Source organism: Streptomyces kurssanovii (assembly GCF_040677245.1).
In the GTDB taxonomy this organism is placed as follows: domain Bacteria; phylum Actinomycetota; class Actinomycetes; order Streptomycetales; family Streptomycetaceae; genus Streptomyces; species Streptomyces kurssanovii.
On the sequence record NZ_JBFAQK010000003.1, the window covers coordinates 200,992 to 227,341 of the forward strand.

Here is a 26,350-nt window from a genome sequence, read left to right on the forward strand (position 1 = left end):
TCGCTGCGGACTCTTGTGCAGCCCCTCGTGCGTAAGAACCACCAACAGAATGAATCCGTCTCCCACTTGGCGTGCGACAGGGCGGGCTCTGAGGATGAGCAGGTCATTACCCTGCACGGGTGCTTTCATACGATGAGTTGACCCAGCCGGAACGTGAACTGTGGGACGCCTTCCCCGAGGGGCGTCTTGTGGGTCTGCGTACGGGCGTGTCGGAGGCGGACGGACCCGCCGCGGGTGCCCAGTGGGGCTCCGAACGCTCTGTTCGCGCAGCTGTCGTGGCGGCGCTGCTGCTCGGCGCGAATGCCGAGCGGTCCGGCGTCGTCGCCGCCTTGCGGCTCGCCGGTGCGCGGATCACCGGCCGCCTCGACCTGTCCGGAGCGGAGATCTGTCACACGTTCTGGTTCGAGGACTGCCGGCTGGAGGAGGCGGTGAGCCTGTACGGGGCCGCGACCCGGACGATCGGGATCGCGAACAGCTGGGTTCCTGGGATCGACGCCGGGCTTGCCCGGATCGACGGCGCCCTCGACCTGAGGCGGTCGACCCTTGCAGGCGGCTCTCTCACACTCATCAACGCCCGGGTGGCCGGGGAGTTGATCCTGACCGACGCCAGGATCTCGGGCCCCGGAGAGTGGGCGGTGCTCGCGGGCGGGCTCGTCATGGAAGGCGGCGTCTTCGGCAAGCGACTCACCACGCAGGGCGGGCTGCGGCTGCCTGGCGCACACCTGCCCAAGGGCCTGTTCCTCCAGGGCGCCCGGCTGGAGAACCCCGACGGTGTCGCACTCGCCGCAGGCCATGTGGCCGCCTCGACCGTGGACTGCTCCCAGGGATTCACCGCGCAGGGGACCGTGCGGCTGCGAAGTGCTCGCATAGAGGACCTGCTGACCTTCGAGGGGGCACATCTGAATGGCGACGGCACCGCCCTGGTGTGCACAGCGATGCACGTGGGGGACTTCGACTTCAGGGCCGCCTCACCGCCCTCGGGCACGGTGGACCTCCGCTCCGCGCATGCCACTTGGTGCCAGGACAGCGAGCGGGCCTGGCCGGAGGAAGTACTGCTGGAAGGGTTCACGTACGGCTCCATCCGTTTCGGGGAGACAGCGTCCACGGAAGGCGGGGCGGCAGGGGAGGACGGAACGCCTCTGGGAGACACGATGCCCGCGGGGGACGAGGTCGCCGGTCGCCTGGCATGGATCCGCCGGAATCCCGGCTACGCACCGCAGCCGTACGAGCAACTGGCAGGCTGGTACCGGCAGATCGGCCACGACGGCGACGCGCGCCGGGTACTCCTTGCGAAGCAGCGCCACCGCCGCAGCACGCTGCATCCTGCGGGACGCATATGGGGTCATCTACTGGACGCCACCGTTGGTTACGGCTACCGACCGTGGTTGGCCGGCGTGTGGCTCATCGCGCTGGCCCTGGTCGGCACGCTGGTATTCGGGGCCCACTCTCCTACCCCGGTGAAGCCCGGAGAAGGCGCCCCGTTCCAGTCCTTCGTCTACACCCTCGACCTGCTGATTCCCATCGGTGGCCTTGGTCAGCGCACCGCCTGGTACTGGACGGACAGCGGCCCCCAGTGGCTGGCCTACGTGCTGATCGCCGCAGGCTGGGTACTCACCACAGCAGTCGTCGCGGGGGTGACCCGAACCCTGAACAGAAACCAGCGGGCGGACGGCGGAACCCGCCCAGCACGGGGCCGTGGGGTGGCGGAGTCGGTCGGCCGGGCCGCACGCCCGGGCCCGTCGGGCAGGCCGGTGCGGCGCGATCCGTGGAACCTGACGACGGCACGTCCGGCGGCGGCGAGCGACCTCGGGCGCCCGGTGCGGGAGATGGGCGGCGCCGCGCGGATGCGGCGAACAACCTGGCTCTCACTGGATAGCTCCTGCCGCCTGGGGGACCTGAGAGGTCCACGGGAGACGGCTCCCCACCTTGCGGTCTCGGAGGAGATTCAGTCGAGGCAGAACTCGTTGCCCTCGATGTCCTGCATCGTGATGCACGACTCGTTGTCGCCGTCGGCGCGCTGCGTCAGCACGTGTTTCGCGCCGAGAGCCACCAGCCGTGCGCATTCGGCCTCGAGTGTGGCCAGGCGCTCGTCACCCACGAGCCCGGCGCCGGCCCGCACACAGAGATGCACCCGGTTCTTGACGACTTTGCCTTCGGGAACTCGCTGGAAGAGCAGGCGTGGACCCGCACCCGAGGGATCAGCGCACGCGAAGTAGATCTCATCCTCAGGCGGCAGCGAGCGGTGGTACTCCTCCCACGTGGCAAAGCCCTCCGGGACCGTCGGTACGACGTACCCCAGCACCTCGCACCAGAATGCGGCGAGGCGCGCAGGTTCCGCGCAGTCGAAGGTCACTTGGAACTGTTTGATCGTTGACATTGGCGCACGATAACAGGGGTCCTGCTCCCCGGGTGGGTGGGTCCGCACGTTGTCGGGAGGAGGCCCTGCTGTCCGCTGCTGTGTCGTGCGGTCGCAGGGATCAACCGGTCATGGAGCAGCCACGCATCGCGGCACCGCGCCCCGACGTCCGGTGCCCCGGTCGCCGCGGACCTCGCGGCGACCGGGGCGACCGGGTCGACCGGGGCGCCGGAGGTGTCACACGCTCGGGTCGCGATGCGTGGGACGGCCGTCGAGGACGGTGAGCAGCACGGGCACGTCCGGCAGGTCGGTGGCGGCCGTGGTGAGCGGGTCGGCGGCGAAGGCCGTCAGGTCGGCGCGGTGGCCCACGGCGAGCCGGCCGGCCTCCCGCGTCTCGCCCGCGGCCCGGGCGGCGTTGACGGTCATTCCCTGGAGTGCCTCCAGCGGTGTGAGCGCCTGCTGGGGCCCGTGCGGGGGCTGGGTGAGGTCCCGGCCGGGCCGGCGGTGGCGGGCGCCTGCCATGACACCCAGCGGAGGGTAGGGGGCGATGGGCCAGTCGGAGCCGAGCACGACGGTGGCGCCGGAGTCCCACAGGTCGCGGCAGCGCCAGGCGCGCGAGGCACGTTCCTCGCCGAGGCGGCGTGACCAGTTGTCGGTGTGGTCGGCCCGGGTGAAGTCGCAGCAATGGGTGGGCTGCATGGAGGCCGCGACGCCGAGCGCGGCGAAGCGGCTCAGCGTGTCGTCGGGCACGGTCTCGATGTGTTCGATCCGGTGCCGCACCTCGGGCCCGCCCTCGGCCTGCGCCTTCTCGACGGCGTCGAGGGCGTGCCGGACGGCCGCGTCGCCGATGGCGTGGGTGGCGGTGGGCACCCCGGCCCGGTGGAGTCGGCCGATGACACGGGTGTACTCGGCGGGGTCCGGCCAGAAGGCGTGGGTGGACTCGCCGTGGCAGTCGGGACGTTCCAGCCACGCGGTGCCGTTGTCGATGGTGCCGTCCATGAAGAGCTTCACGCCCTCGGTCCGCCACAACGCGCCCCCGGTGCCCTGCTGTTCGATCAGGGTCTGCAGCGCGTCGGCGTCGATGCCGGGCTGGCACCAGGGCGCGACCCGTAGCCGCAGAGGCAGTTCCCCGGCGGCGTCGAGGTCGGCGTAGAGCTCCAGGCTGTCGCCGTTCGCGTCCATGGCGTGGCCGCCGGTGAGGCCGGCGGCCGCCATGGCACGCAGGGCGGCGGCGAGCCGGTCGCGGCGCTCGGCCCGGGTGGGCTGCGGGGCGGCGCGCTCGACGAGTTCGCAGGCGGCGTCCTCGAGCAGGAGACCGGTGGGCCGGCCCGCCTCGTCGCAGACGACCTCGGCCGAGGCCTGGTCGAAGCGGCGCGGCCCGTCGACACCGGCGAGTTCCATGGCCCGTCGGCTGGCGAGCATGGAATGGGCGTCGAAGAGCAGGAGGAGGGCGGGAACGCCGTCGAGCACGGCGTCGAAAGGGGCGGTCGATACGGGCCGGTCCGCGAAGACATTGGGGTCGAGGCCCCAGGCGTGCAGCCACGCCCCGGGCGCGAGGCCCGCCGTCTCGCGGGCCAGCGCCCGGCGCACGGCGTCGAGGTCGGCGCAGCCCGACAGGTCGAGACCGTGGGTGAGTTCGGCGCCGCTCACGGGATGGAGGTGCCCGTCGACGAGACCGGGGGTCAGCACGGCGCCCTTGAGGTCGATCACCGTCGTCGAGGGGTCGGCGAGCGCGCGGATCTCCCGGTCGTCCCCGATGGCGGTTATCCGGCCGCCGGCCGCGGCGAGAGCGGTCCCGGGCAGGAACGAGCCGGAGGCCGGGTCGAGGAGACGGGCCGAGAGCAGGACGAGTGAGGTGCGCACAAGGAGCTCCTTGGAGACGGTCAGTTCGAGGTGGCGGCGGCGGTCAACGTGCCGTCGGGCAGGCCGAGTTCACGCTCCGCGGTGGTGACGGCCATGTGCACGACGGCGGGCGGTCGGTCGCCGGTGGCGCTGTTGGCGTGGACGCCGAGCCCGTCGATGACGACGAGGATCTGAACGGCCGTCACCGCCGGGTCGTCGGTGCGGAACTCGCCCTGCTCGACCCCGTCACGGATGAGGCCGCCGAGCCGGTCGCGCCACTCGGCCTCCTGCACGGCGACACGGTCGCGCAGGGCGGGCCGGTAGCGGCTGAGGTGCCGGGCGTTGAGCCACAGCCGGCTGATGTCGTCGTACGCCGGTCCCGTCGCGCGGGCGAAGAACCGGGCCAGGTGCTGCGTGGGGGTGGCGCCGGCCCGGTCGGCCGGGAGGAGGCCGTCGAGTTCGGAACCGGCGGCGCTGCCGTAAGCCTCGGCCACCAGGTCCTCCACCGCGGGGAAGTAGTGACTGATCAGTCCCGGGCGCACGTCGAGCTCCTCCGCGATGCGCCGGAGCGTGATGCACTCCAGCCCCTCCGTCAGAGCGACCATCGCGGCCGCCGCAACGATTTCCGCACGTCTGGCGGCCGGAGACTTGCGGATTCGTTTGTGTTGAACGCTTGACGACATGGAATCGATGCTATTGAGTTTGCGACCAACAAACAAGCAGGTGGGTAAACCAGCACCCGGAGGGGCCCATGGCGTCCACGATTCCCGACCCGCGTCCCGGCACGCACGCCACACCCGATGCGGCCTCGCAGCCTCCGGAGGACCGCGCGGTCCGCATCGAGGCACACGGCATCGACCACATCCCCGACCACGAGCGCCGCGGCCGGCCACGGCAGCTCTTCTCCGTCTGGGCGGCGGCGAACGTCAACTACCTCAGCCTGGTCATCGGCGGCGCCCTGGTGCTCATGGGCCTGAGCCTGTGGCAGGCCCTCGCCGTGATCGTGGTGGGCAACCTGTTCTGGGTGCTCACCGGGCTGCTCTCCGTCTCCGGCCCGGCCGCCGGCGCGCCCAGCGAGGTGATCACACGGGCGATGTACGGGATCCGGGGCAACCGCGTGAACAACGCGATCGTGGGCTGGATGATCTCCGTCTGCTACTTCGCCCTCAACCTGGCCGCCGCCGCGACCGCCGCCTTCGCCCTCGTGGAGAAGACCGGCATCATGGCGAACACCGGCGTCAAGGTCGCCGTCGTCGTGGTCGTCGCCGCTCTCACCCTGGTCATCGGCGTCTACGGCCACGGCATGATCATGAAGCTCTACCTCCCGATCACGCTGGCCCTCACCGCCGCGTTCGCCGTCGTGGCCGTCGCCGTCGTCCGGCACACCGACTTCGGCTACACGCCGGCCGAGCCGCTGACCGGCGTCGACCTGTGGGCGGTCCTGGCCGCCGGTGTCACCCTCGTCGGCTCCGGCCCGCTCTCCTACACCACGAGTGCCGACTTCTCCCGCTACCTGCCCCGCGCGACGTCCGCGAAGGCGATCATCGGCTGGACCGCTCTGGGCGGCTTCGTACCGAGCGTCGTCGTCTGCTCACTCGGAGCCTTCGCCGCGACCGCTGTCGACATGACCGACCCGCAGACCGGACTCGAGACGATCCTTCCCGGCTGGTTCCACCCGGTCTTCCTGCTCTCCCTGATCGTCGGCACGATCGCCATCAACGCCCTGACCGCCTACAGCGCCGGCCTCGCCCTCCAGGCCGTCGGCATCCGCATCCGCCGCTCCCGCAGCGTGCTCGTCGACGGGATCGCCGCCGTCTCGCTCACGCTGTACGGGCTCCTCGTCTCCAACTTCCTCGACACCGTCAGCAACGTCCTCCAGCTGACCGTCGTCCTCCTCGGTCCCGCCATGGCCGTCTACGCCACCGACATCCTGATACGCCGCAACCGCTACGACGGCCCCGTCCTCATGGACGAGACCACCGGCAGCCCCTTCTGGTACACCGCCGGCGTCAACCCTGCGGGCGCCCTCGCCCTCGTCTCCGGCGTCGTCGCGGCGGCCCTCAGCGTGAACACGCTCTACACCGGGCCCGTGGCGCGTGCCCTGGGCGGGGTGGACCTCGCCCTGCCCGCCGGCATGGTCGTCGCCGCATGCGTCTACGCGCTCATGATGCGGAACTCCGACAACGTGCTCGCCGCGCGGAGCCGGGCCGCGTGAACGAGCCGTGCCCCCTGCCGCACACCCGGTCCGCACCGGCGGCGCGCCCTACAACACCACGATCCCCAGGGGCCGTACGCCCACCGGCAGACGCGTCACGTGCCCCGTGGCGGTGTCGACGATACTGAGGCCGTTCCAGTAACCGTCGCGCGTGAAACCGCCGGAGACGTACGCGGTGCGGCCGTCGGCCGACACGGCGACGTCCTCGTGCGGGCCGTCCAGCGGGATCACGCGCTCCTTGCCGCCGGGCGTACGCACGGTCAGGGACGGGCCGTTGTCCTCCGACGGGTCGATCGGGCCGGTGCCCACCACGTACAGGGTGCCGTCGTCGGCCACCGCGGCCCCGTGCTGGTGGGTGCCGGCGGTCATCCGCTCGACGCGGACCCGGCCGGTGTCCGGGTCGACCACCGCGAGCCGCTCGCCCTCGAAGGGGAGCAGGAGGGCGCCGTCGGAAGGGCGCACGGCGGTGTAGTGCGGCTTGAGCCAGGAGCCGAGGCCGCCCTCGGTGCCGTAGGGGGCCACTTCGACCCGGCGGGTGCTCCGGTCGCCGGTGTCGACGACGGTGACGTCGAAGGAGTCGTGGTTCGTCGCGTACACCTGGCGGCCGTCGCGGGAGACATCGACGTCGAAGGGCCGGCGGCCGACCGGGACGGTCGCCACCACCTGGCGCCGCCCTGTGTCGACCACCTCCAACACGCCGTTCCCGCCAGGGACGTTCACGCCGACGTAGACGTGTCTCCCGTCCGGGGAGAGCGCGATGCCCATGCCGCCGCCCCGGTACTCGCCGGTGGTCACCGGCCCGCTGTCCGTCCTGTACGGGATCAGGGCGGTGCGCTTCCTGGTCGCGGTGTCCACGGCGGCCACGCCCTCCGCCGTCGCCACCCACGCCGTGCCGTCCTCGCCGAGTGCGATCCCGTACGGGGCCGTGCCCACCTTCACCGATCCCGGACGGGCGTCCTCACCTCGCTGTGACGGATCGACGAAGGTCACGGTGTCCGCTCCGAAGTCGGCGACCAGCAGGGCGTCTTCCGGTGTACGCGCCGCGTCGCCGGCGGAACTGTCCGGCGTCCCCGCACCCGCGGGGGAGGAGGGAACGGAGGCGGAGGACCGAGGCGCGGAGGGGGAGGGGGCGGCCGGGCCGCCGCCGGACGCGCACCCGGCGAGTACCGACGCGGCGGCCAGCAGGGCAAGGCCGGTCGGGGACAGTGACTTCTTGGGCACGACCGAACTCCTTCACGAAGTGGCAGCGGGCGATTCGACGTCCGGCGCCGTGCGGTGCCGGACGGCAGCGACGCGGTCCCGGATGGCACGTGTGGGCGCTGTGCGCTGTGTCTCCAGTCTGGTCCCGTGGGCGTCCCGTGATCATCGACGGACCGGCTCGACACGGTGCACGGGACGGCTGACAGCGGGGTCGTCCGATCGGTTGAGCAGCCCCCTCCTGACATGTGCGAGGGCGGTCCGCGCTGCGGGGAGCGCGGTGACCGGAACGCCCGGTGACCCGCCGGGCCGGGTGTCCTCAGGAAGGACGGGCCGTGACCGAGCCGTCCCGCTCGGCCCGCATACGGACGCCCAGGCCGTGACTGATCCGGTCCAGCACATCGTGCACGACACGGCAGTCGGACGCGGAGGCGTGCGTCAGCCGCAGCCGCCGGGCCTGCAGGGGAACCATCCTGACCTCGTGCAGGGCGCCGGTGGCGGGATCGACCGAGGCGATGTGGAGCAGACGCAGGTCGTCACGGTACCGCTCGTAGCCGCCGATGCCCTCGTAGTCGTTGATCAGATCCCCGCAGCCGTAGAGGACGAGCCTGGCGCGGTACACCTCCACGGGCCGCGGATGGTGGGACGAGTGCCCGTGCACGACGTCCGCGCCGCCGTCGATCAGCGCGTGGGCGAAACGGACCTGGTCGCGGGAGACGTGGTAACCCCAGTTGGAGCCCATGTGGAGGGACACGACCGTCACGTCGCCCGGCCGCTTCACCTCGCGCAGCCCGGCCGTCACCTCCGCCGCGACGGCGGGCGACGGGTCGGCCGCGAAGTGGACCCCGCTGCGCCGCGCGGTGGCCGCCCACTCCGGCGGGACACCGCTGGACTCCAGGCCGAGCGAGACGACGAGCACCCGTCGGCCCTCGGGGAGCGGGAGGCTCACGCATCGCCGGGCGGCCGCCAGGTCCCGCCCCGCACCGACCGTGGGCAGGCCCGCATCCGCCAGAACCGCGAGTGTCTCCTCCAGCCCTCGGCGGCCGTAGTCCAGAACATGGTTGTTGGCGAGGACGCAGGCATCGGGACGGGCCGCCGTCAGGCAGGGCAGATTCGCCGGGTTCATCCGGTAAAGGACCTCCTTGTCGGCAGCCGCGTCGTCGCTCCGCGTCACAGAGGTCTCGAGATTCAGCAGCCGCACGTCGGGCCCGGCCTCGTCGAGCACGGGCAGCGCGTCGCCCCAGGGCCAGGAGAACGGCACCGGGACGGGGAGCGTGCCGTTCACCGCCTCGGCCATGTCGACGTAGGCGCGCGCGTCCCGGACGTACGGCTCGCGCAGGGCCGGGTCCCCGGGGTGCGGAAGGATCTGGTCCACGCCGCGGCCGAGCATCACGTCACCGCTGAGGAACAGGGTGACGAGGCCACTGCCCATGACTCCACGGTAGTCCGCCGGGCCACGGTCCTGTCATGGCCGCTCGGCCCGTGACCGACGGTCGCCGAACCTGGTCGGGGCACGGACCGGTTACGGTCGGGCGGATGCCGAAGCTGAAGGAGAACCGATGAGGCGGGTACTGGTCACGGGAGCGTCGCGAGGGATCGGCCGCGCAGTGGCGATGGCGTTCGCGGAACAGGGCGACACCGTGGCGGTCCATTACGCGGCCCGGCGCGACGACGCCGAGGAGACACTGCGGCGCCTGCCCGGCCACGGCCACACTCTTCTCGCGGGCGACATCAGCGATCCGTCCGTGGCACGACGCATCGTCGACGATGCCGTGGCCGCGTTGGGAGGGGTCGACGTACTGGTCAACAACGCCGCCGTCGCGCCCTCCGCCGAGAACCGGCACTCCGTGGCCGACGTCTCCTACGAGGACTGGCAGCAGTCCTGGCACCGCATGATCGACGTCAATCTGCTCGGCGCGGCGAACCTGACGTACGGCGTCGCCCGGCACCTCATCGACAGGGGCGGGACGGGCAGCATCGTCAACGTCGGCTCCCGCGGGGCGTTCCGGGGAGAGCCCGACTTTCCCGCGTACGGCGCGAGCAAGGCCGCGCTGCACGCGTTCGGGCAGTCGATGGCCGTCGCGCTGGCGCCGCACGGGATCTCCGTGACCTCCGTGGCGCCGGGCTTCGTCGCGACGGAACGGCAGGCCGCGAAGTTGGCGGGTCGGGACGGGGAGACGCTGCGTGGCGAGAGCCCGTTCGGGCGGGTCGGGACGGCGGAGGAGGTGGCGGAGGCCGTGCTCTACCTCGCCTCACCCGGTGCCGTATGGTCGTCCGGCGCGGTGCTCGACCTCAACGGCGCGTCTCACCTGCGCACATGAGGGTGCGGCGCGCCGGGACACGCCGGCCCGACAGGCGGCGAGCAGGCCTGCCAGGATGCCCGCCGGGTCGTGCGGCACGCGGGCGCCGTCGGTGACGACGCGGCGCGTTCCTGGATCGACGGATCCGTCGCCGCCCACGCGGGGGCCGCTGCCGCCTCACCCAGGGCCACCGAGCGCCGCCGGCCTGATCAACGACCACGTCCGGGGCGCCGGAAGTCGGCCAACGTCGCAGGTCCGACCGCTGCTTGTAGAAATCTATGACGAGCCTGCCGACGCTTTCATGTCTTTTACTCCTGGCTGGTTCCACTCGGGTCCCTGTGTACTCCTCAACAAGTCAGAGCATCCGGGGATCCCACCCACGAAAGAGGAATGACCATGACTGCACACGCCCAGGAAACAAGCATCCAGGAGATCGAGCGAATCTGGATGGAACGGGCGATCAGATCGGCCCGCGAGAGCGTGACGAACGGCGGTGGCCCGTTCGGCGCCCTGGTCGTCAAGGACGGCGAGGTGGTCGCGGTCGGGAACAACCAGGTCACCGCGACCCTGGACCCGACGGCGCACGCCGAGGTGAGCGTGATGCGCGCCGCCTGCAAGCAACTGGACACCTTCTCGCTCGAGGGCTGCGTCCTGGTCACCTCGTGCGAGCCGTGTCCGATGTGTCTTTCCTCCGCGCTGTGGGCGCGTGTCGACCGGATCGTCTACGCCGCCGATCGCCACGATGCCGCGGTGGCCGGCTTCGACGACCGCAGGTTCTACGACCTGTTCGACAAGAAGCCCGCGTCGATGTGGCCCATGCCGGTCGAGCGGCTGGACGTGGCGAACCGTACGGCGCCGTTCGACGAGTGGCTGGCCAAGTCCGACCGCGTCGACTACTGACAAGGGGTTCTCCTGGAGATCCGGCGCAAGCACACGATGCACCAGTGGGCGTCCGGGGCCCTCGGCGCCTTCCGGTCCGACGGCGCGTGCGGACCCCGGACTGCCACGCGGGGGATCGGCGGCGGTGGACAGCGGGAACGAACGGGTCGGCGGCCCCCGGTCAGGCGGGCTGCGCGACCCACCCCGCGCCGGGCAGGCCGGCACGGGACCCGACCGGCCTCGGAAGCCCGTAGTGGTCGCGCAGCGTGCGGCCGGTGTATTCGGTACGGAACAGGCCGCGAGCCTGGAGGATCGGCACGACCTGGTCGACGAAGTGGTCGAGGCCGCCGGGAAGGTACGGCGGCATGATGTTGAACCCGTCGGCCGCTCCCTCGGTGAACCACTCCTGGAGGTGGTCGGCGATCTGCTCCGCGGTGCCGGCGACCACCAGGTGACCGCGACCGCCGCCGAGCCGGGCGATCAGCTCCCGCAGGGTGAGCCCTTCCCGCCGGGCCAGCTCGGCGACGAGCCTGAAGCGGCTCTTGTTGCCGTTGATGTCCCTCTCGTCCGGGAGTTCGGGCAGCGGCCCGTCCAGCGGCAGGCCCGTCAGATCGGTCCCCAGCATCCCGGAGAGCTGGGCCACGCCGTACTCGGGCACCTGGAGGTCGGTGAGCTGCTGTGCCAGGGCCCGGGCCGCCGCCTCCGTCGAACCGATCACGGGGCAGACGCCGGGGAGGATCCTCACGTCGTCCGCCGCGCGACCGTGGCGGGCCGTCCGGCTCTTGAGGTCCTTGTAGAACGCCTGCGCGTCGGCCAGGGTCTGCTGCGCGGTGAACACCGCTTCCGCGTACCGGGCGGCGAACTCCTTGCCGTCCTCCGACGACCCCGCCTGCACCAGCAGCGGGTGCCCTTGGGGGGAGCGGGGCACGTTCAGCGGACCGCGCACCTGGAAGTGCGTTCCCCGGTGGTCGATCGGCCGGACCTTGTCGGTGTCGGCGTAGACGCCGTTCGAGCGGTCGAGGACGATCGCGTCGTCCTCCCAGCTGTCCCACAGCTTCACGGCGACGTCGACGAACTCCCGTGCCCGCTCGTAGCGGAGGCCGTGCTCGAGGTGTTCGTCGCGGCCGAAGTTCCGGGCCTCTTCGACGTTTCCGGAGGTCACGATGTTCCATCCGGCCCGGCCGCCGCTCAGGTGGTCGAGGGAGGCGAAGGCACGGGCCGTGGTGAATGGTTCGTTGAACGTGGTCGAGACGGTGGCGATGAGCCCGATGCGCTCGGTGACGGCGGCCAGCGCCGACAGGAGCGTGAGCGGCTCGAAGCCGCCCAGGGCGTTGTGCCGGACGTTGCGCGGCAGGGTCAGGCCGTCGGCGAGGAACACCGAGTCGAGCAGGCCCCGTTCGGCGGTCCTTGCCAGCTGCTGGAAGTACGTCAGGTCGGTCACGCGCCCCGGTTCGGTGAGGGGATGCCGCCAGGCGGCGTCGTGGTGGCCGGCGTTCATCAGGAAGGCGTTGAGGTGCAGCCGACGGGTGGGCGAGGAAGGCATGGCGAAGTCCTTGGCGGTGAGGGAATGGAGGACAGGGAGGGGCGAAGCGGCGGGCAGCCGGCACAGGAGCCGGGAACGGGATCAGGCAGCGGAGGCGGCCGGTTCAGCCGTTCGCGGGGACCCGCCAGGAGCTGAGTCGCCGCTCCAGGGCGACCAGGAGCTGATTGAAGGCCACGCCGATCGCGGAGATCGTGATGATCCCGGCGTACATCTGCGGGATGGCGAAGTTGTACTGGGAGGTGTTGATCAGATGGCCGAGTCCCGCCTTGGCGCCGATCATCTCCGCCGCGACCAGCACCAGGACGGACACCGCCCCGGCGAGCCTGATCCCGGTGAAGACCGCCGGCACGGACGCCGGGAGGATCACCTTCTGGAACAGCCGCAGCGGGGACAGGTCCAGCGACCGGGCGAGCCTCAGCAGCGTCGGGTCCACGGAGCGCACCGCGCTGATCGTGCTCAGCAGCACCGGCCAGGTGCAGGCGTACACGACGATCGAGATCTTGGACGTCTCCCCGATGCCCAGCAGCAGCACGAACACCGGCAGCAGCGCGAGGGCGGCGGTGTTCCGGAACACTTCCAGCAGCGGGCCGAGGAGGTCCGCCACCGGCCGGTACCAGCCGATCAGCAGCCCGAGGGGAACGGCGAACGCCACCGCGATCCCGAATCCGCTGAGCGAGCGGGTGAGGCTGGCGCCCGCGTTGGCGGACAGCTGTCCGCCGGCGGCGAGCTGCCACCACGCCTGGGCGACCTCACTGAACGGAGGCAGGAACGTCCGGTCGACCAGCCCGAACCGGGGAGCCGTCTCCCACAGCAGGACCAGCGCCACGACGGCCACCGATGTGGTGCCGGCCTTGACGAGGGCGTACGCCGACCGCCGGACGGCCGAGCGGAACCGTTCGGGGCGCGGCGGGGGAGCGGCCAGGACGGCCACCGGCTGCGGAGCGGCACCCTGGGGGCGCGCCACGGGATGCGGGGCCAGGCCGGTGCCGGCCTCGGTCACGGGACTCATACGACGACTCCTTCTCGTTCCTCCTGCTGGGCCCTGGACACCTCGTCGCGCAGCAGGGACCAGATCCGGTGCCGGTACCGGGCGAACTCGGGACTGGAGCGCGGATCGTCGCTGCCGGCGCGGGCGGGCAGGTCGATCGGTACGACTTCCTTGATCCGGCCGGGCCGGGAGGTCATGACGGCCACGCGCTGTCCCAGGTGGACGGCCTCGTCGATGCCGTGCGTGATGAACACGACCGTCTTCCCCGTGCGCTGCCAGATGCGCAGCAGCTCGTCCTGGAGAGACTCACGGGTCTGGGCGTCCAGCGCCGCGAACGGCTCGTCCATCAGCAGTACGTCCGGGTCGTACGCGAGGCTCCGCGCGATGGCGACCCGCTGCCGCATACCGCCCGACAGCTCGTGGGGATGACGGCCCTCGAACCCGCTCAGTCCCACCAGGTCCAGGAACTCCCGGGCGCGGGCGGCGCGTTCACGCCGCGGTACGCCGGTGGCCTCCAGACCGAATTCGACGTTGCCCTGGGCAGTGCGCCAGGGCAGCAGCGCGTACTGCTGGAAGACGAGGCCCCGGTCCAGACCGGGTCCGGTGACCGGTGAACCGTCGAGCAGGATGCTGCCCGAAGTGGGCCGGGAGAGGCCCCCGAGCAGGTCGAGCAGGGACGACTTGCCGCAGCCGCTGGGGCCGACGACGACGAGGAACTCGCCGGCTCCCACGGTGAGGTCGATACCGTCCAGGGCGGTGACCGCGGACCGCTCGCCGTTCCGGCCCTTGACGGGGAACTCCTTGCGTACGCCGTCGAGGACGATCTTGGCCGTGTGCGCGTTCACGGAATCAGCCACGGTGCCGCTCACCTCCCGCTCGCTGTCGCTGTCGCTGTCGCCGTCGTCCCGCTCGCCGTCGCCTTCGGAGCTGAAGGCGAAGGCGACGCGGACGCCGCGGCGTTGTAGTCGTTGCTGTAGAGGGCGTCGAGCCGGACCCGGCCCCGGTCGATGTCGCCGCGCTCGGCCAGCCAGTCGATCCAGAGCCGGAATTCGTCGCCGTCGATGCGACCGCCGGGCCGGGCGACGCCGAACGACTTCCAGTAGCGCAGCGTGGCGACGTCCTCGTTCCGTCCACGCTTCTTGACGATCTCCGTCATGCGCGCGACGACCTCGTCGCGGGGGGTGGTGCGCGACCAGTCGATCGCGCGCCCCACGCCGGTGACGAACGTCCGTACCGTGTCGGGGTTCTGTTCGACGAACCGCTCCGTCATGACGTACGTCCCGGCGCTGAAGGAACCGAGGAGCTGGTGATCGGTGAAGATCGGCCGCAGGCCGCCGCTCGCGAGCGCCTTGTCCCGGAGCACACCGCTCAGCACGGCTACGTCGATCTGTTTCTGGCGCAGGGACTGCTCGGTGTTGACCGGCGGCACGACGAGCGACTCGACCCTGTCGGCCTCCGTGGCGGAGAGTCCGCCGCGCTGGAGGTATATGTCCAGCATGGCCTCCGAGTGCGCGCCGAGAGTGTTCATGCCGACCCTCTTGCCGATGAGGTCGCGGGCGGAGCGGATCGGGCTGTCGGCGAGTACGTAGTAGCCGCTGTAGGCATCCTTGTCGGCGCCGTAGTAGCTGATGACGGCCTTGACCGGGGTGCCGTTGGCGGCGAGCTTGACCACCGCGCCGTTGAACGCGCCGCCGAAGTCGGTCTGGCCCGTGGCCGCAGACTGGATGTCCTGAGGGCCGCTGATGGTGTCGCCGACCCACTCCAGCTTCACGTCCTCCAGATGTCCGAGATCCTGGGCGAGTTCCGCGGGCGTGACCTGGCCGGTCCACCCCTGGTAGCGGAGTGTTCTGGTGCCGCCCTTGCCGGAGCCTCCACCGCCCACGGCCGTGCCGCAGCCGACCGCGACCGCCGAGAGACCGAGCAGGGCGAGGAACCGGCGTCGGTCCGCCGGGCGCAACGTACTCATGGGAACTTCCTGTTCAGGGAGAGAGGGAGAGGGGGAGAGCGGGCAGGAGCACGTACGGAGCTCAGGTGCCGGCGGTGACGGTGAGCGCCTCCCGGCCGGTGAGCGCACGGGTGAATCCGTCCACGGCCTCGAGGAGCCGCAACTCTGCTGCCGGGTCGACCCGGCACGCGTCCGCGCCGAGGCGCTCGATCGCCGAATCCAGCAGGAACGCACCGGGCACCACATGGCGGGCGCCCAGCGCCGACAGCACCGGGCGCAGCGCGTAGTCCATGGCGAGCATGTGCGCGAGGCTGCCGCCGGTGACGAGCGGCAGCACCGTCTTCCCGGCCAGCCCGGCCTGCGGCAGCAGGTCGAGGAACACCTTCACCAGGCCGCTGTACGAGGCCTTGTACACGGGCGTGGCCACGACGACGCCCTCGGCGCGGGCCACAGCCTCCAGCGCCTGCCCCAGCACGGGGTGCGCGACCGACCCCCTGAGGAGTTCCTGCGCGGGGAGGTCGCGTACGGCGATGTGGTCGGCGCCGTCCCCGCCGACCGTGAGCCGGTGCAGCACGTGGTGGACCACGCGGGCGGTCCGGGAATCGGCGGACGGGCTTCCGGAAATGGCGACGACGGACGGCACAGCAGCCCCCTGGACGAAATACGGCAGCCCGGCGGAATCGCAGCGAGGGAATGCCGAAGAATGACGGAAAAGGCAGGAAGGAAGAACGGGCGCCGGAGGAAGGCGAACTCATCCGGCGCCGGGGCCGGGGCCGGGGTCGGGGCCGGGCCGAGCGCGGACGACGCGGGGGGCCAGGGAAGGGGACAGCGCCCTGCGGACCAGGCGTAGGAGCGACCCGCCGGACGGGGCCTAGCAGCCGCGGCGGTGGAACAGACAGAGGGCGCTGGCGTGCCGTCGAAGATCGACGTGCCGCCGCGCGGTGAAGTTCGCTGACTGGCTCACGCCCATGAGGCTTGCAGCGCGAATCGGCCACGTCAATGCGGGAAACGGGCCCGTCTCACATGCCGAATATCTCGCCATGCGCCTGAAGTCCGCCGTTCACAAATCGCATTCTCAGCCGCCGGGAGGCGGTGAATCACCTGCGGGCCGTCGCAGGGGCGAGGCCGCGCAAACCGGGCTGGCCCCTACAGAGCGGACCGGGGTACACAGCGGACCGGCCCCCTACAAAGCGGACTGGCCCCGTACACAGCGGACCGGCCGGCGCGCAGTGCGCGCCGGCCGGTTACGAGGCACCCGTGGGCAGCGGGCCACAGGTCTACGGGGAAGCAGCCCCGCGTGGCGAAGCGGCGTCGCGGCCGCGCGTCGACATCGACGGGCGCGTCAGGCCGCGGGCGCCGGACGCCACGCGAGGGGCATCACGCGTCGCTCGGCGCGATCCGGCCGCGCCAGCCGCCGGACTCGCCGCCCTGGCTCTCGATGTAGTCCTTGAACCTCCGCATGTCCCCCTTGACGCGCCGGTCGATGGTGCCCGTGACGTCGGCGACCTTCTCAGCAGGACCGGACGGTTCGACGTCCATGACCAGCTCCACCCGCGTGTGCGTGTCGTCCAGACGCTCGAAGCGGACGGTGCCCTTCTGCTGTGTGTCGCCACTGATGGTCCGCCAGGCGATCCGCTCGTCGGGGAACTGGTCGACGATCTCCGTGTCGAACTCGCGACGCACGCCGCCGATCTTGGTCGTCCAGTGGTTGTGGCGGTCGTCGATCTGCCGGATCTCCTCGACGCCCTCCATGAAGCGGGGGAACTCCTCGAACATGGTCCACTGGTTGTACGCGGTCCGCACCGGAACCTCGACCTCGACGGCTTCCTTCACGGTGCTCATCAGTGCCTCCTTCTGTTCTGCGGCGATCCCTCTTTCAGCACGACGACGGGCCCGGGTCGTGCCCGGACCGTCCGTGCTGAGGTCCGGGTACCCAGATACGCCCGCGCCTCACGTCGCTCTTCGCCGCGCCCTGGGGCCAGGGCCCCGCTTCGCCACGCGGGGCAGCCGGAGCACGGAACGTGGCCCCGGCTCCGGCGGTGTGTCGGTACGACGTACGCCTCGGCCGGGACCACGATCGGTCTCCTGGAAACCGCTCCCGCGGTGATCAGTCCCGCGTCGTCGGGACGGTCACCGTGTCCTCCTCTCCGACGCCGCGGCGGGCGCACCGTTGATCACGAACTGCGAGCCCGGTTCGATCACCACATCGCCCTCGGCCGAGTTCGTGATGGTCACGTCCGTCAGGGTCGCGCTGCCACGGGCGCCCCCATGGGCCAGAATGCCCGAGCCGTTGCCGGACCCGTCGATGATGACGTTCTGGATCTGCACGCCCGGCACGGCGCCCCCGCCCGACTTGAACTGGATGCCGTCGTACGTGGAATCGCGGATCTCGGTGTCCCGGACGGTGACACCGGGGATGTCCTGCCCCGCCGCGAAGAGCGTGATCGCACCGAACTCCTGCGCCTCGCCCCAGAAGGCCCCGCCGGTGCGGTGCAGCGCGTTGCCGGCGATCAGGGTCCGGCCCGAGAAGGGCAGCGGATCGTGGTCGGTCGCCAGCATGATGCCGGGGTAGTTCATCGTGTCGGAGATCAGGTTGTTCTCGATGGTGTTTCCGTAGCCGCCGTAGATCGCGATGCCGTTGGCGCGCCAGGGCAGCTGGACGGTGTTGTTGCGGAAGTGGTTGTCGTGGCCGATGTCGGTGGCGGGATCCTTGACGTACCGGCTGGCCCACACCGCGAGGGCGTCGTCACCGGTGTTGCGGAACGAGGAGTTGAACACCGTCGAGTTGCGTGTGCCGTTGGCGAAGTTGATGCCGTCGGCATACGTGTTCCTGATGCGCATCCCGGTGAACTCGAGGCCGTCTCCCGGCCCCCACAGCTCGGGGATGTTGGAGTAGTCGCGGCCGACCCAGACACCGACGTTGGCGTGCTCGATCCACACGTTGGAGATCTTGGTGTCCTGGCCGAACCGGCCGTTGAGGCCGACACCGCCCTCGGCGTTGCCGTCCCCGCCCCGGATGGTGCCCGAGCCGAAGATCGCTATGTCGGAGATCTTGGTGTTGTCGTCGATGTCGAAGCCGAAGTTGCCCTCGTGCGGGTGGTTGATGCCGCCCGCCTCGTGGGGCGGGGTCAGGGTGTAGAGCTGGGAGTGCCACATGCCCGCGCCGCGGATGGTGACGTCCCTGATGCCGACCTGGTTGTGGGTGCCCCGGTCGAGCGGGTCGTCGGTGAGGATCTTCTGCTCCTGGCGCCACTGCCCCGCCGGGATCCACACGCAGCCGATGTCACCTTCCTGGTCGGCGGTCACCGCACGCTGGATGGCGTCCGTGTCGTCGATCCCGTCGTTGGGCACCGCTCCGTAGGAGGTGATCGAGGTGCACTCGGACGGTCGGCTCGCCGCCGGGGCCACCTGCTCCAGGTCGATCAGGTCGATGATGTAGAAGGCCGCGGAGTCGCCCGCGTCGCGCTGCAGCCGGAACCTCGTTCCGGGCGGATAGGTCTGCGACAGCAGTGCGTGGGACTCGTCGAACAGCCGCCTGGCATCGGCCTGGGGGGTGTTCGTCAGCCCTTCGGGACTGTCGGTGTTGCCGTACAGCCAGCTGTGCTTGGACGTGAGGGTCAGCTTCCGCACGAAGGTGTCGTCGGCGTAGAGGCTGATGGTGGCGTCCGCTCCTCCACCGCCGGGAGCGTCGGGGACGGAGTTGCGCACGACGATCGAGTTGGACGCGTTGGTGGAGGTGAACTCGACGAACTGGCCGGTGGAGTTCAGCCGGACCGACTCGCGGCCGGAGGACTCGGTGGCGAAGTTCGTGTGCCCGAAGGTGCGCTTCCGGTCGGCGGTGAGCAGGGTGCCCTCGTACCGGGCGTCCTCGGCCTCGTACTCGGTGTACGGCACCGCGGCCCCGCGGCCGACGACCACGGAACGCGCGAGCACGTTGTTGTTCTCGTCGGTCTCCGCGACCAGGGCCGTCGCGTCGGCGGTGGCCGTCAGCGTCGCGCCGCCGCTGGTGGCGGTCCAGCTGCCGCCGATGGGTACGTCGACCGTCCCGCCGGCGGGGACCTGGCCGGTCGTGCCCTGGAGCGTGGTGCCGCCCGCGACCAGGCGCGTGACGGTGCCGGCGCCGACGGCGGTGGTGCCGCGGTTGTGCACGGCCACGGTGAAGGTCACCGGGGATCCGACGGCGGGGTTCGCCGGGCTGGTGGTGATGGAGCGGACCTCCAGGTCCGGTCCGGGGCTCTGGCCGACGACAAGCTGGGAGGCGGCCGTGCGGCTGTTGTTGGTGTCGTCGGCCTCGACGATCGTGTCCCTCGGGTCGACCACGGCCGTGACCGTGTACCTGCCCATGGGGCGTCTGCCGACGTCGACCGCGACGGTGGCCGTGGCGCCCGCGGCGAGGGCCCCCACCGGGGCGCTGCCCGCGACGACGCCTTCCAGACTGACGTCGAGCGTGGTCGCGCCGGCCGGCGCCGTGCCGGCGTTGCGTACCGTCGCGTTCACGGTCACGGCGTCCCTCTCGGAGGGAGAGGCCGGTGACCAGGTCAGCTCCGTGAGCGTGAGGTCGGGGTTGGGCGCCCCGGTGCCGATGACCTGGAACTCGGCCACCTGCCCGCCGGGGGCCCCGGTGTTGCCGAAGAACTTCAGCTGCACGTCGGCGTAGCGGCCGGTGACCGGAATGGTCACCGTGTTCTGGTTCGTGGACGGGGCGAAGGCGTAGTCGGCGCGGTCCTTCAGCGAGGTGAAGCCGCTCGCGGACTGCTCGCGGCCGAGCACCTGGATGCTCTGGGTCCGGGCTCCCCATATCGGGTTCGGGTCGAGCTTGACGACGACGGCCTCGACGTCCGCGTTGGCGCCCAGCTTCACCGTCAGTGTCGAGGGATGGCCGCCGGCTTCCCAGTAGGTGGTGACACGGCCGTCGTTGGCGTTGGCGGCGACATACGACTGGGTCGTCGAGGACGCCTCGATCGGTTTGCCGTGGGCAAGGTCGGCGCCGTCCACGGGCGGGTTGCCGGTGTCCCCGGTCTCCCCGTAGACCTCGATCTCTGAGAGCTGTGCGGCGTTCCAGCCGGTGTTGGCCGTGACCTGCACACGGACGTAGCGGATGTCGTCGGCGGTGACGTCGATGCCCACGGTGTTCGTTTGCGACGGGCTGAACGACCGGGCCGCGGAGGCGGAGAGCGTGCTGAAGGCGCTGCCGTCGCCGCTGCCCTGGATGCTGAGCGTCTCGGTGCGCGCCTCCCAGGTGGAGGGCAGCTTCAGCACCACCCGGTCCACGTCCGTCCTGCTGCCGAGGTCGACCTGGACCCATTGCGGGAAGCTGCCCGCCGGGCCCTCCCAGTACGAATGCTGGCTGCCGTCGGTGGTGTTGGCGGCGGGGTAGGACCCGTGGGAGCCGCCCGCGGTCGCGGCCCTGCCGAGGGCGAGGTTGGGGCTCGGATCAGCCGCGTGAGCAGTGCTGACGGGCAGCAGCCCGGCGGCGACCAGCCCGGCTACGAGCGTGCCCGGCAGCAGTCGCCATCTGAACAGTCTGCGTCTCATGGTGTCCTCGGTTCCGTAGGTGACGGCGGGCCCCGGAGCCGGTCCAGCGCTCCCGGGACAGAATTTGAGTGATTCAGTCAAATGTTTGCGCTGAGTGCGCTGACAGGTTTCTAGCGCTGGGTTCGTTTGTCAACGGTCCTTGCGTAGCCGCCGCGTGCGTTGCGGGACTCCAGTGGTACGGCTTGCCGGGATCCCGCCCGCGGAGGGGGTCCTCGGACGCACCTGTCCCGTTCTGCAACCACCTGTCAATCAATTACGGAACATGCGCGAGATATTGCGTTCACCTGGTGGTGATGATTGAGTGTGCGACGCCCGCCTCGCATCGGTGGTGGGGCGCCTTCCACGTTCATGCCCGAAGGGGACCATCCATGAGAAGTGCTCGGTTCCGTCGTTCACGCCGCGCCGGCGCGGTCACCCTCGTATCCGCGCTCACGCTCACCGCGCTCGCCGCCTGCGGCACGAGCAGCACCAGCGACAACAGCGGCGGATCCGACAGCGGCGGCAATTCCGACCCCGCCGCTCCACTGGACCCGAAGACGAAGCTGACGCTCACGATCGACTGCATGCCGCCGGCCGCCAAGGCCGCCGAGCTCGAGCAGTGGAAGGAAGACGTCGCCGCGTTCAACAAGACCTACCCGAACATCACGATCCAGGGCCGCTCCACGCCCGGTCAGTGCCTGGAACCGCCGCGCTTCACCGCCATGCTGAAGGCGAAGTCCCAGCCGGACGTCTTCTACACCTACTTCACCGACCTGCCGCAGGTGCTGGACCACGACGGCGCCGCGGACATCACCGCGTACGTCACCGACAAGACCGTCCCGCTGCTGGGGGACATCGACCCGGACGTACTGAACTCCCTGAAGCACGAAGGCAAGCTGTACGGGCTGCCCACCAGCAACTACACGATGGGCCTGCTCATCAACCGCAAGCTCTTCCAGCAGGCCGGGCTCGACCCGGACAACCCGCCCCGCACCTGGGCCGAGGTCCGCACGGCCGCCAAGAAGATCGCCGGACTCGGCAAGGGCATCGCCGGCTTCGGCGAGTACAGCGCCGGGAACACCGGCGGCTGGCACTTCACCGCACAGATGTACAGCCTCGGTGGCGAGATCGTGGACGCGAGCGGCAAGAAGGCCGCCTTCGACAACGACATCGGCAAGCAGGTCGCGGCGAACCTCCACGCCATGCGCTGGCAGGACAAGAGCATGGGGCAGACGCAACTGCTGAAGTGGGGCGACCTCCAGAAGCAGATCGCCTCAGACAAGCTCGGGATGTTCCTGGCCGCCCCGGACGACATCACGTACATGGTTCAGCAACTCGGCGCCTCGTACGAGAACTTCGGCATGGGACCGATACCCGGTGAGCGCAGCACGCTGGCCGGCGGCAACAACTACATGATCAAGAAGGGGATCTCCCCGGACAAGATCAAGGCCGCCGTCGCCTGGCTCAACTTCAAGAACCTCACCGTCGGCAAGGGCCAGTTCGACTGGGCCCGCAGCAAGGCGGACAAGCTGCCGGTCGGACTTCCGCAGCCCAACTTCTGGCTCGACGGGTCCAAGACCAAGGACGACGCGGCCCGCGCCCAGCACGCCTCCATGCCCGTCGCCAACTTCAAGACCTTCATGGACAACCCGGTCCCGGGCAAGGCCGAACCGCCCAAGGCGCAGGAGATCTACAAGGTCCTCGACAACGTGATGTCCGGCATCCTCACCAACGAGGACGCCGACATCGACAAGCTCCTCACGACGGCGGCGTCACAGGTCGACCAGGTGCTCGCCACCGGGTGACACACGGGGACCGGGCCCGCCCGGCCCCCGTGCACCCCGCCGACGCGCCGGCCTCACGAGCCGGCGCGCCGGCACCGTCACGTCATCACGACGCACCAAGGAGCAACCATGTCGGCCCCCACCATGACCACGGACAAGGCGGCCGGGCCCCGCCGCCCGCGGCACCGCGGGGACGTCCCGCGGCCCCGCGGCGGAGGTTTCGCCAAGGCCCTTCGCCGCAACCTCACGGCCCACGGATTCCTGATCGGTGCCGTGCTCTGCTTCTCGTTCTTCTCCTGGTACCCGATGGTCAGGGAGTTCCTCCTCGCCTTCCAGAAGACCGAGGGCGGACAGACCACCTGGGCCGGCTGGTCCAACCTCACCACCGTCTTCAACGACCCGGCCTTCTGGCAGGCATGGCGCAACACCGCCCTGTTCACGGTCCTCGCGCTGCTCCTCGGCTTCGCCGTGCCGTTCCTCGTCGCCGTGGTGCTCAACGAGTTCCGCCATGCCCAGGGCTACCTGCGCATGCTCGTCTACCTGCCGGTGATGCTGCCGCCGGTCGCGTCGGTGCTGCTGTTCAAGTACCTCTACGACCCCGGCTACGGACTCTTCAACGAGATCCTCGGCTTCTTCGGCCTGCCCGCCCAGCAGTGGCTCCAGGACCCCGACACCTCCATGCTCTCCGTCGTCATCGCGGCGACCTGGATGAACATGGGCGGCGCCACCCTGATCTACCTGGCGGCACTCCAGGGCATCCCGGGAGAACTCTACGAAGCGGCCGAGCTCGACGGCGCCGGCGTCCTCCGGAAGATCTGGCACGTCACCGTCCCGCAGACCCGGCTGATCCTCTCGCTGATGCTGCTCATGCAGGTCATCGCGACCATGCAGGTGTTCGTGGAGCCCTTCCTGCTCACCGGCGGCGCGGGCCCGGAGGGCTCGACCACCACCGTCGTGTATCTCATCTACCAGTACGCCTTCAACTTCAACAACTACGGCGCCGCGGCGGCGCTCGGCCTGGTGCTGCTCGTGCTGCTCGCCGGAATCTCGGCCGTGTACGTGAAACTCAGCCGCGCCGAGGACGAGTAGGACGGGAACCGACAGATGACCACACGCACTCTCATCTCGCCGGCCCAGCTGGCACGGCCCCGCGGCAAGGTCCTCTACTGGGTCACCTTCGCCCTGGTCGTCGTCCTGTTCACGCTGGTCTTCCTGGGCCCGCTGTACTGGATGGTCTCCGGCGGACTCAAGACCACCCAGGAAGTGGTCCAGACCCCGCCGACGCTCGTGCCGGACGCCCTCCACCCCGAGAACTACTCGCGGGCCTGGGAGGTCATGGACCTGGCCCGGCTGCTGTTCAACACGCTCTACTACGCCTTCGGGGCCCTCGCCTTCCAGCTGGTCCTCGACGTGGCCGCGGCCTACTCGCTGTCCCGCCTCAGGCCCGTCTTCGGCAAGGCGATCCTCGGCATGATGCTCGCCACGCTCATGATCCCGGCGACCGTGCTCGTCGTGCCCCAGTACTTGACCGTGCTCGACGTGCCGGTCTTCGAACGCAACCTGCTGAACTCGCCCTGGGCGATCTGGCTGCCGTCCGTCACCAACGCCTTCAACATCTTCCTGCTGAAGCGCTTCTTCGACTCCATCCCGAAGGAGCTGCTCGACGCGGCCTCCATGGACGGCGCGAGCCCCATGCGCACGCTCCGGTCGATCGTGCTGCCCATCTCACGGCCCATTCTGGGCGTCGTCTCCATCTTCGCGGTGGTCGGCGTCTGGAAGGACTTCCTCTGGCCGATGCTCACCCTGCCCGACCCGACCAAGCAGACGCTGAACGTCGGCATCTACTCACTGTCCACCGGTGTGCCCGAGAACATCCTGATAGCGGCGCTCACCATCGCGTCCGTGCCGACGCTGCTCATCTTCCTCCTCTTCCAGCGCAACATCATGAGCGGTCTCACCGCGGGCGGCCTGAAGGGCTGACATGCCCGGCCGCCCTCGCGGCGGCCCGCCCCCGCGCTCACCCATGAAGCCTCCGCCGCCGGTCCGTCCTTGACGCCTCGCTGTCCGGGCCGGCGGCGGAGAACCCTCTGCCCGAAAGGACCTCCCGTGGCAGTCCCTCATTCGGACCGCACCGACAACTGGTGGCGCAGCGCCGCCATCTACCAGGTGTACCCGCGCAGCTTCGCCGACGGTGACGGTGACGGCACCGGGGACCTCGCCGGCGTACGGGCCAGGCTGCCGTATCTCGCCGAACTGGGCGTCGACGCGATCTGGTTCACGCCCTGGTACCTCTCGCCGCTGGCCGACGGCGGGTACGACGTCGCCGACTACCGCGCCATCGACCCGGCGTTCGGCACCCTTGCCGAGGCGGAGAAGCTGATCGCGGAGGCCCGCGAGCTGAACATCCGCACCATCGTCGACATCGTCCCCAACCATGTCTCCGACCAGCACGCCTGGTTCCGCGCCGCACTCGCCGCGGGACCGGGCAGCCCGGAACGCGAGCTGTTCCACTTCCGCCCCGGACGCGGCGCGAACGGCGAACTGCCGCCCAACGACTGGCCCTCGCAGTTCGCCGGCAGCACCTGGACCAGGGTCGAGGACGGCGAGTGGTACCTCCACCTCTTCACGCCCCAGCAGCCCGACCTGAACTGGGCTCATCCGGCCGTCCGCGAGGAACACGAGGACGTACTGCGCTTCTGGTTCGAACGCGGTGTGGCAGGCGTACGGATCGACTCCGCCGCCCTGCCGGCCAAGGATCCCGACCTGGCCGACTTCGTCGAGGGCCGCGACCCGCACCCCTACATCGACCGCGACGAACTCCACGACATCTACCGCTCCTGGCGGGCCGTCGCCGACGAGTACGGCGCGGTCTTCGTCGGTGAGGTGTGGCTGCCCGACGCCGAGCGATTCGCCCGCTACCTGCGCCCCGACGAACTGCACACCGCCTTCAACTTCAACTTCCTCAGCAGCCCCTGGGACGCGCGGCGGCTGCGCCGCACCATCGACGACACACTCGCCGAGCACGCGCCGGTCGGCGCCCCCGCCACCTGGGTGCTGTGCAACCACGACGTCACCCGCACCGTGACCCGCTACGGCCGCGAGGACACCGCCTTCGACTTCGCCACCAAGGCCTTCGGCACACCCACCGACCTGGAACTCGGCACCCGGCGCGCCCGCGCCGCCGCACTGCTCACCCTCGCGCTGCCGGGCGCCGTCTACCTCTACCAGGGCGAGGAACTGGGCCTGCCGGAGGCGGAGATCCCGCCGAGCCGCATCCAGGACCCGATGCACCACCGCTCCGGGGGGACGGACCCGGGCCGGGACGGCTGCCGGGTGCCGCTGCCGTGGAGCGCGGACGCGCCGTACAGCGGATTCGGCTCCCGGACCGAACCGTGGCTGCCGCAACCGGCGGACTGGGCCGCCTACGCCGCCGACCGCCAGGCCGGGGACCCCCGGTCGATGCTCAGCCTCTACCGGGAAGCTCTGCGGCTGCGCCGCGACGAGCCCGGCTTCGGGGACGGCCCGTTCACCTGGCTGTCCGTCGGCGGCCCTGCCGTGCTCGCCTTCGCCCGGCCGGGCGGGCTGGTGTGCCTGGTGAACTTCGACGCGGAGCCCGTCCGGCTCCCGCCGCACACAAGCCTGCTGCTCGCCAGCGGCCCGCTGGACGACGGCGGGCAGTTGCCGCAGGACACGGCGGTGTGGCTGCGGATCTGACCGGGACGCGCCGGCGCCGGCCGGAAGACGGCAAGGGCCCGGGACGCGACGCGTCCCGGGCCCTCGGCCGACC

20 protein-coding genes and 1 pseudogene are annotated in these 26,350 nt (G+C 70.7%); 8 read left to right on the forward strand and 13 right to left on the reverse strand.

What is annotated here, in order from left to right:
- Positions 1 to 119: 119 nt before the first annotated feature.
- Positions 120 to 1,658, forward strand: a pseudogene (locus tag AB0K36_RS04635) (oxidoreductase); the annotation flags it as partial.
- Positions 1,659 to 1,945: 287 nt separating this feature from the next.
- On the opposite strand, the gene AB0K36_RS04640 reads toward AB0K36_RS04635, so the two are convergent.
- The 3 genes from AB0K36_RS04640 to AB0K36_RS04650 all read right to left on the reverse strand — a co-directional run bounded on the left by AB0K36_RS04640 (position 1,946) and on the right by AB0K36_RS04650 (position 4,881).
- Entirely contained in the window at positions 1,946 to 2,377 is a 432-nt protein-coding gene (locus AB0K36_RS04640; RefSeq protein WP_364588206.1) for a VOC family protein, read from the reverse strand.
- 216 nt (positions 2,378 to 2,593) lie between these two features.
- Positions 2,594 to 4,219, reverse strand: a complete 1,626-nt coding sequence (locus AB0K36_RS04645) for an amidohydrolase (RefSeq protein WP_364588209.1) — start codon at positions 4,217 to 4,219, stop codon at positions 2,594 to 2,596.
- 20 nt (positions 4,220 to 4,239) lie between these two features.
- Positions 4,240 to 4,881, reverse strand: coding sequence for a TetR/AcrR family transcriptional regulator (locus AB0K36_RS04650; protein ID WP_364588212.1), 642 nt, complete (start codon positions 4,879 to 4,881; stop codon positions 4,240 to 4,242).
- 68 nt (positions 4,882 to 4,949) lie between these two features.
- Here AB0K36_RS04650 and AB0K36_RS04655 point away from each other — a divergent pair, with 68 nt between their 5' ends.
- Positions 4,950 to 6,413, forward strand: coding sequence for a purine-cytosine permease family protein (locus AB0K36_RS04655; RefSeq protein ID WP_364588215.1), 1,464 nt, complete (start codon positions 4,950 to 4,952; stop codon positions 6,411 to 6,413).
- A 48-nt stretch (positions 6,414 to 6,461) separates the two neighbouring features.
- Here AB0K36_RS04655 and AB0K36_RS04660 read toward each other — a convergent pair whose 3' ends face one another.
- On the reverse strand, positions 6,462 to 7,634 hold the full coding sequence (locus AB0K36_RS04660; protein WP_364588218.1) for a YncE family protein: 1,173 nt from the start codon (positions 7,632 to 7,634) through the stop codon (positions 6,462 to 6,464).
- A 295-nt stretch (positions 7,635 to 7,929) separates the two neighbouring features.
- Positions 7,930 to 9,042 carry a CapA family protein gene (locus AB0K36_RS04665; RefSeq protein ID WP_364588221.1) on the reverse strand — a complete coding sequence of 371 codons (1,113 nt, stop codon included), beginning with the start codon at positions 9,040 to 9,042 and terminating at the stop codon, positions 7,930 to 7,932.
- 127 nt (positions 9,043 to 9,169) lie between these two features.
- Here AB0K36_RS04665 and AB0K36_RS04670 point away from each other — a divergent pair, with 127 nt between their 5' ends.
- Positions 9,170 to 9,931, forward strand: coding sequence for an SDR family NAD(P)-dependent oxidoreductase (locus AB0K36_RS04670; RefSeq protein WP_364588224.1), 762 nt, complete (start codon positions 9,170 to 9,172; stop codon positions 9,929 to 9,931).
- A gap of 375 nt (positions 9,932 to 10,306) precedes the next feature.
- Complete coding sequence (locus AB0K36_RS04675; protein ID WP_435877774.1) at positions 10,307 to 10,810, forward strand: nucleoside deaminase; 504 nt, start codon at positions 10,307 to 10,309, stop codon at positions 10,808 to 10,810.
- A 160-nt stretch (positions 10,811 to 10,970) separates the two neighbouring features.
- Here the strand turns inward: AB0K36_RS04675 and AB0K36_RS04680 are convergent, their stop codons facing one another.
- From AB0K36_RS04680 to AB0K36_RS04715, 8 genes are all read right to left on the reverse strand, one after another.
- Complete coding sequence (locus tag AB0K36_RS04680) at positions 10,971 to 12,332, reverse strand: LLM class flavin-dependent oxidoreductase (RefSeq protein WP_364588229.1); 1,362 nt, start codon at positions 12,330 to 12,332, stop codon at positions 10,971 to 10,973.
- Positions 12,333 to 12,435: 103 nt separating this feature from the next.
- Positions 12,436 to 13,341: an ABC transporter permease gene (locus AB0K36_RS04685; protein WP_364588232.1), complete on the reverse strand. Its 906-nt coding sequence runs from the start codon at positions 13,339 to 13,341 to the stop codon at positions 12,436 to 12,438.
- Positions 13,338 to 14,177, reverse strand: a complete 840-nt coding sequence (locus AB0K36_RS04690) for an ABC transporter ATP-binding protein (protein ID WP_364588235.1) — start codon at positions 14,175 to 14,177, stop codon at positions 13,338 to 13,340. The genes AB0K36_RS04685 and AB0K36_RS04690 overlap by 4 nt, the downstream gene beginning before the upstream one ends.
- A gap of 8 nt (positions 14,178 to 14,185) precedes the next feature.
- Positions 14,186 to 15,286 (reverse strand): ABC transporter substrate-binding protein, encoded by a 1,101-nt coding sequence (locus AB0K36_RS04695; protein ID WP_364588238.1) that lies wholly within the window; start codon positions 15,284 to 15,286, stop codon positions 14,186 to 14,188.
- A 61-nt stretch (positions 15,287 to 15,347) separates the two neighbouring features.
- Positions 15,348 to 15,908 (reverse strand): NADPH-dependent FMN reductase, encoded by a 561-nt coding sequence (gene ssuE, locus AB0K36_RS04700; RefSeq protein WP_364588241.1) that lies wholly within the window; start codon positions 15,906 to 15,908, stop codon positions 15,348 to 15,350.
- 228 nt (positions 15,909 to 16,136) lie between these two features.
- A complete protein-coding gene (locus tag AB0K36_RS04705; RefSeq protein ID WP_364588244.1) occupies positions 16,137 to 16,307 on the reverse strand; it encodes a putative leader peptide in 171 nt (56 codons plus the stop codon).
- A gap of 335 nt (positions 16,308 to 16,642) precedes the next feature.
- Positions 16,643 to 17,107 (reverse strand): SRPBCC family protein, encoded by a 465-nt coding sequence (locus AB0K36_RS04710; RefSeq protein WP_364588247.1) that lies wholly within the window; start codon positions 17,105 to 17,107, stop codon positions 16,643 to 16,645.
- 288 nt (positions 17,108 to 17,395) lie between these two features.
- Entirely contained in the window at positions 17,396 to 20,800 is a 3,405-nt protein-coding gene (locus AB0K36_RS04715; RefSeq protein WP_364588250.1) for a CARDB domain-containing protein, read from the reverse strand.
- A 368-nt stretch (positions 20,801 to 21,168) separates the two neighbouring features.
- On the opposite strand from AB0K36_RS04715, the gene AB0K36_RS04720 reads away from it, so the two are divergent.
- From AB0K36_RS04720 to AB0K36_RS04735, 4 genes are all read left to right on the forward strand, one after another.
- A complete protein-coding gene (locus AB0K36_RS04720) occupies positions 21,169 to 22,584 on the forward strand; it encodes an extracellular solute-binding protein (protein ID WP_364588253.1) in 1,416 nt (471 codons plus the stop codon).
- Between the two features lie 108 nt (positions 22,585 to 22,692).
- Positions 22,693 to 23,652 (forward strand): carbohydrate ABC transporter permease, encoded by a 960-nt coding sequence (locus AB0K36_RS04725; RefSeq protein ID WP_364588256.1) that lies wholly within the window; start codon positions 22,693 to 22,695, stop codon positions 23,650 to 23,652.
- 15 nt (positions 23,653 to 23,667) lie between these two features.
- Positions 23,668 to 24,543: a carbohydrate ABC transporter permease gene (locus AB0K36_RS04730; protein WP_364588259.1), complete on the forward strand. Its 876-nt coding sequence runs from the start codon at positions 23,668 to 23,670 to the stop codon at positions 24,541 to 24,543.
- Between the two features lie 126 nt (positions 24,544 to 24,669).
- Positions 24,670 to 26,277: a glycoside hydrolase family 13 protein gene (locus AB0K36_RS04735; RefSeq protein WP_364588262.1), complete on the forward strand. Its 1,608-nt coding sequence runs from the start codon at positions 24,670 to 24,672 to the stop codon at positions 26,275 to 26,277.
- Positions 26,278 to 26,350 lie beyond the last annotated feature (73 nt).

Coding starts and splice junctions, on each gene's coding strand:
- AB0K36_RS04670 (WP_364588224.1), top strand. CDS start 9,170: ATGAGGCGGGTACTGGTCACGGGAGCGTCGCGAGGGATCGGCCGCGCA.
- AB0K36_RS04725 (WP_364588256.1), top strand. CDS start 22,693: ATGTCGGCCCCCACCATGACCACGGACAAGGCGGCCGGGCCCCGCCGC.
- AB0K36_RS04665 (WP_364588221.1), bottom strand. CDS start 9,042: ATGGGCAGTGGCCTCGTCACCCTGTTCCTCAGCGGTGACGTGATGCTC.
- AB0K36_RS04680 (WP_364588229.1), bottom strand. CDS start 12,332: ATGCCTTCCTCGCCCACCCGTCGGCTGCACCTCAACGCCTTCCTGATG.
- AB0K36_RS04705 (WP_364588244.1), bottom strand. CDS start 16,307: ATGGCGAGATATTCGGCATGTGAGACGGGCCCGTTTCCCGCATTGACG.
- AB0K36_RS04685 (WP_364588232.1), bottom strand. CDS start 13,341: ATGAGTCCCGTGACCGAGGCCGGCACCGGCCTGGCCCCGCATCCCGTG.
- AB0K36_RS04640 (WP_364588206.1), bottom strand. CDS start 2,377: ATGTCAACGATCAAACAGTTCCAAGTGACCTTCGACTGCGCGGAACCT.
- AB0K36_RS04650 (WP_364588212.1), bottom strand. CDS start 4,881: ATGTCGTCAAGCGTTCAACACAAACGAATCCGCAAGTCTCCGGCCGCC.
- AB0K36_RS04715 (WP_364588250.1), bottom strand. CDS start 20,800: ATGAGACGCAGACTGTTCAGATGGCGACTGCTGCCGGGCACGCTCGTA.
- AB0K36_RS04655 (WP_364588215.1), top strand. CDS start 4,950: ATGGCGTCCACGATTCCCGACCCGCGTCCCGGCACGCACGCCACACCC.
- AB0K36_RS04720 (WP_364588253.1), top strand. CDS start 21,169: ATGAGAAGTGCTCGGTTCCGTCGTTCACGCCGCGCCGGCGCGGTCACC.
- AB0K36_RS04730 (WP_364588259.1), top strand. CDS start 23,668: ATGACCACACGCACTCTCATCTCGCCGGCCCAGCTGGCACGGCCCCGC.
- AB0K36_RS04675 (WP_435877774.1), top strand. CDS start 10,307: ATGACTGCACACGCCCAGGAAACAAGCATCCAGGAGATCGAGCGAATC.
- AB0K36_RS04695 (WP_364588238.1), bottom strand. CDS start 15,286: ATGAGTACGTTGCGCCCGGCGGACCGACGCCGGTTCCTCGCCCTGCTC.
- AB0K36_RS04710 (WP_364588247.1), bottom strand. CDS start 17,107: ATGAGCACCGTGAAGGAAGCCGTCGAGGTCGAGGTTCCGGTGCGGACC.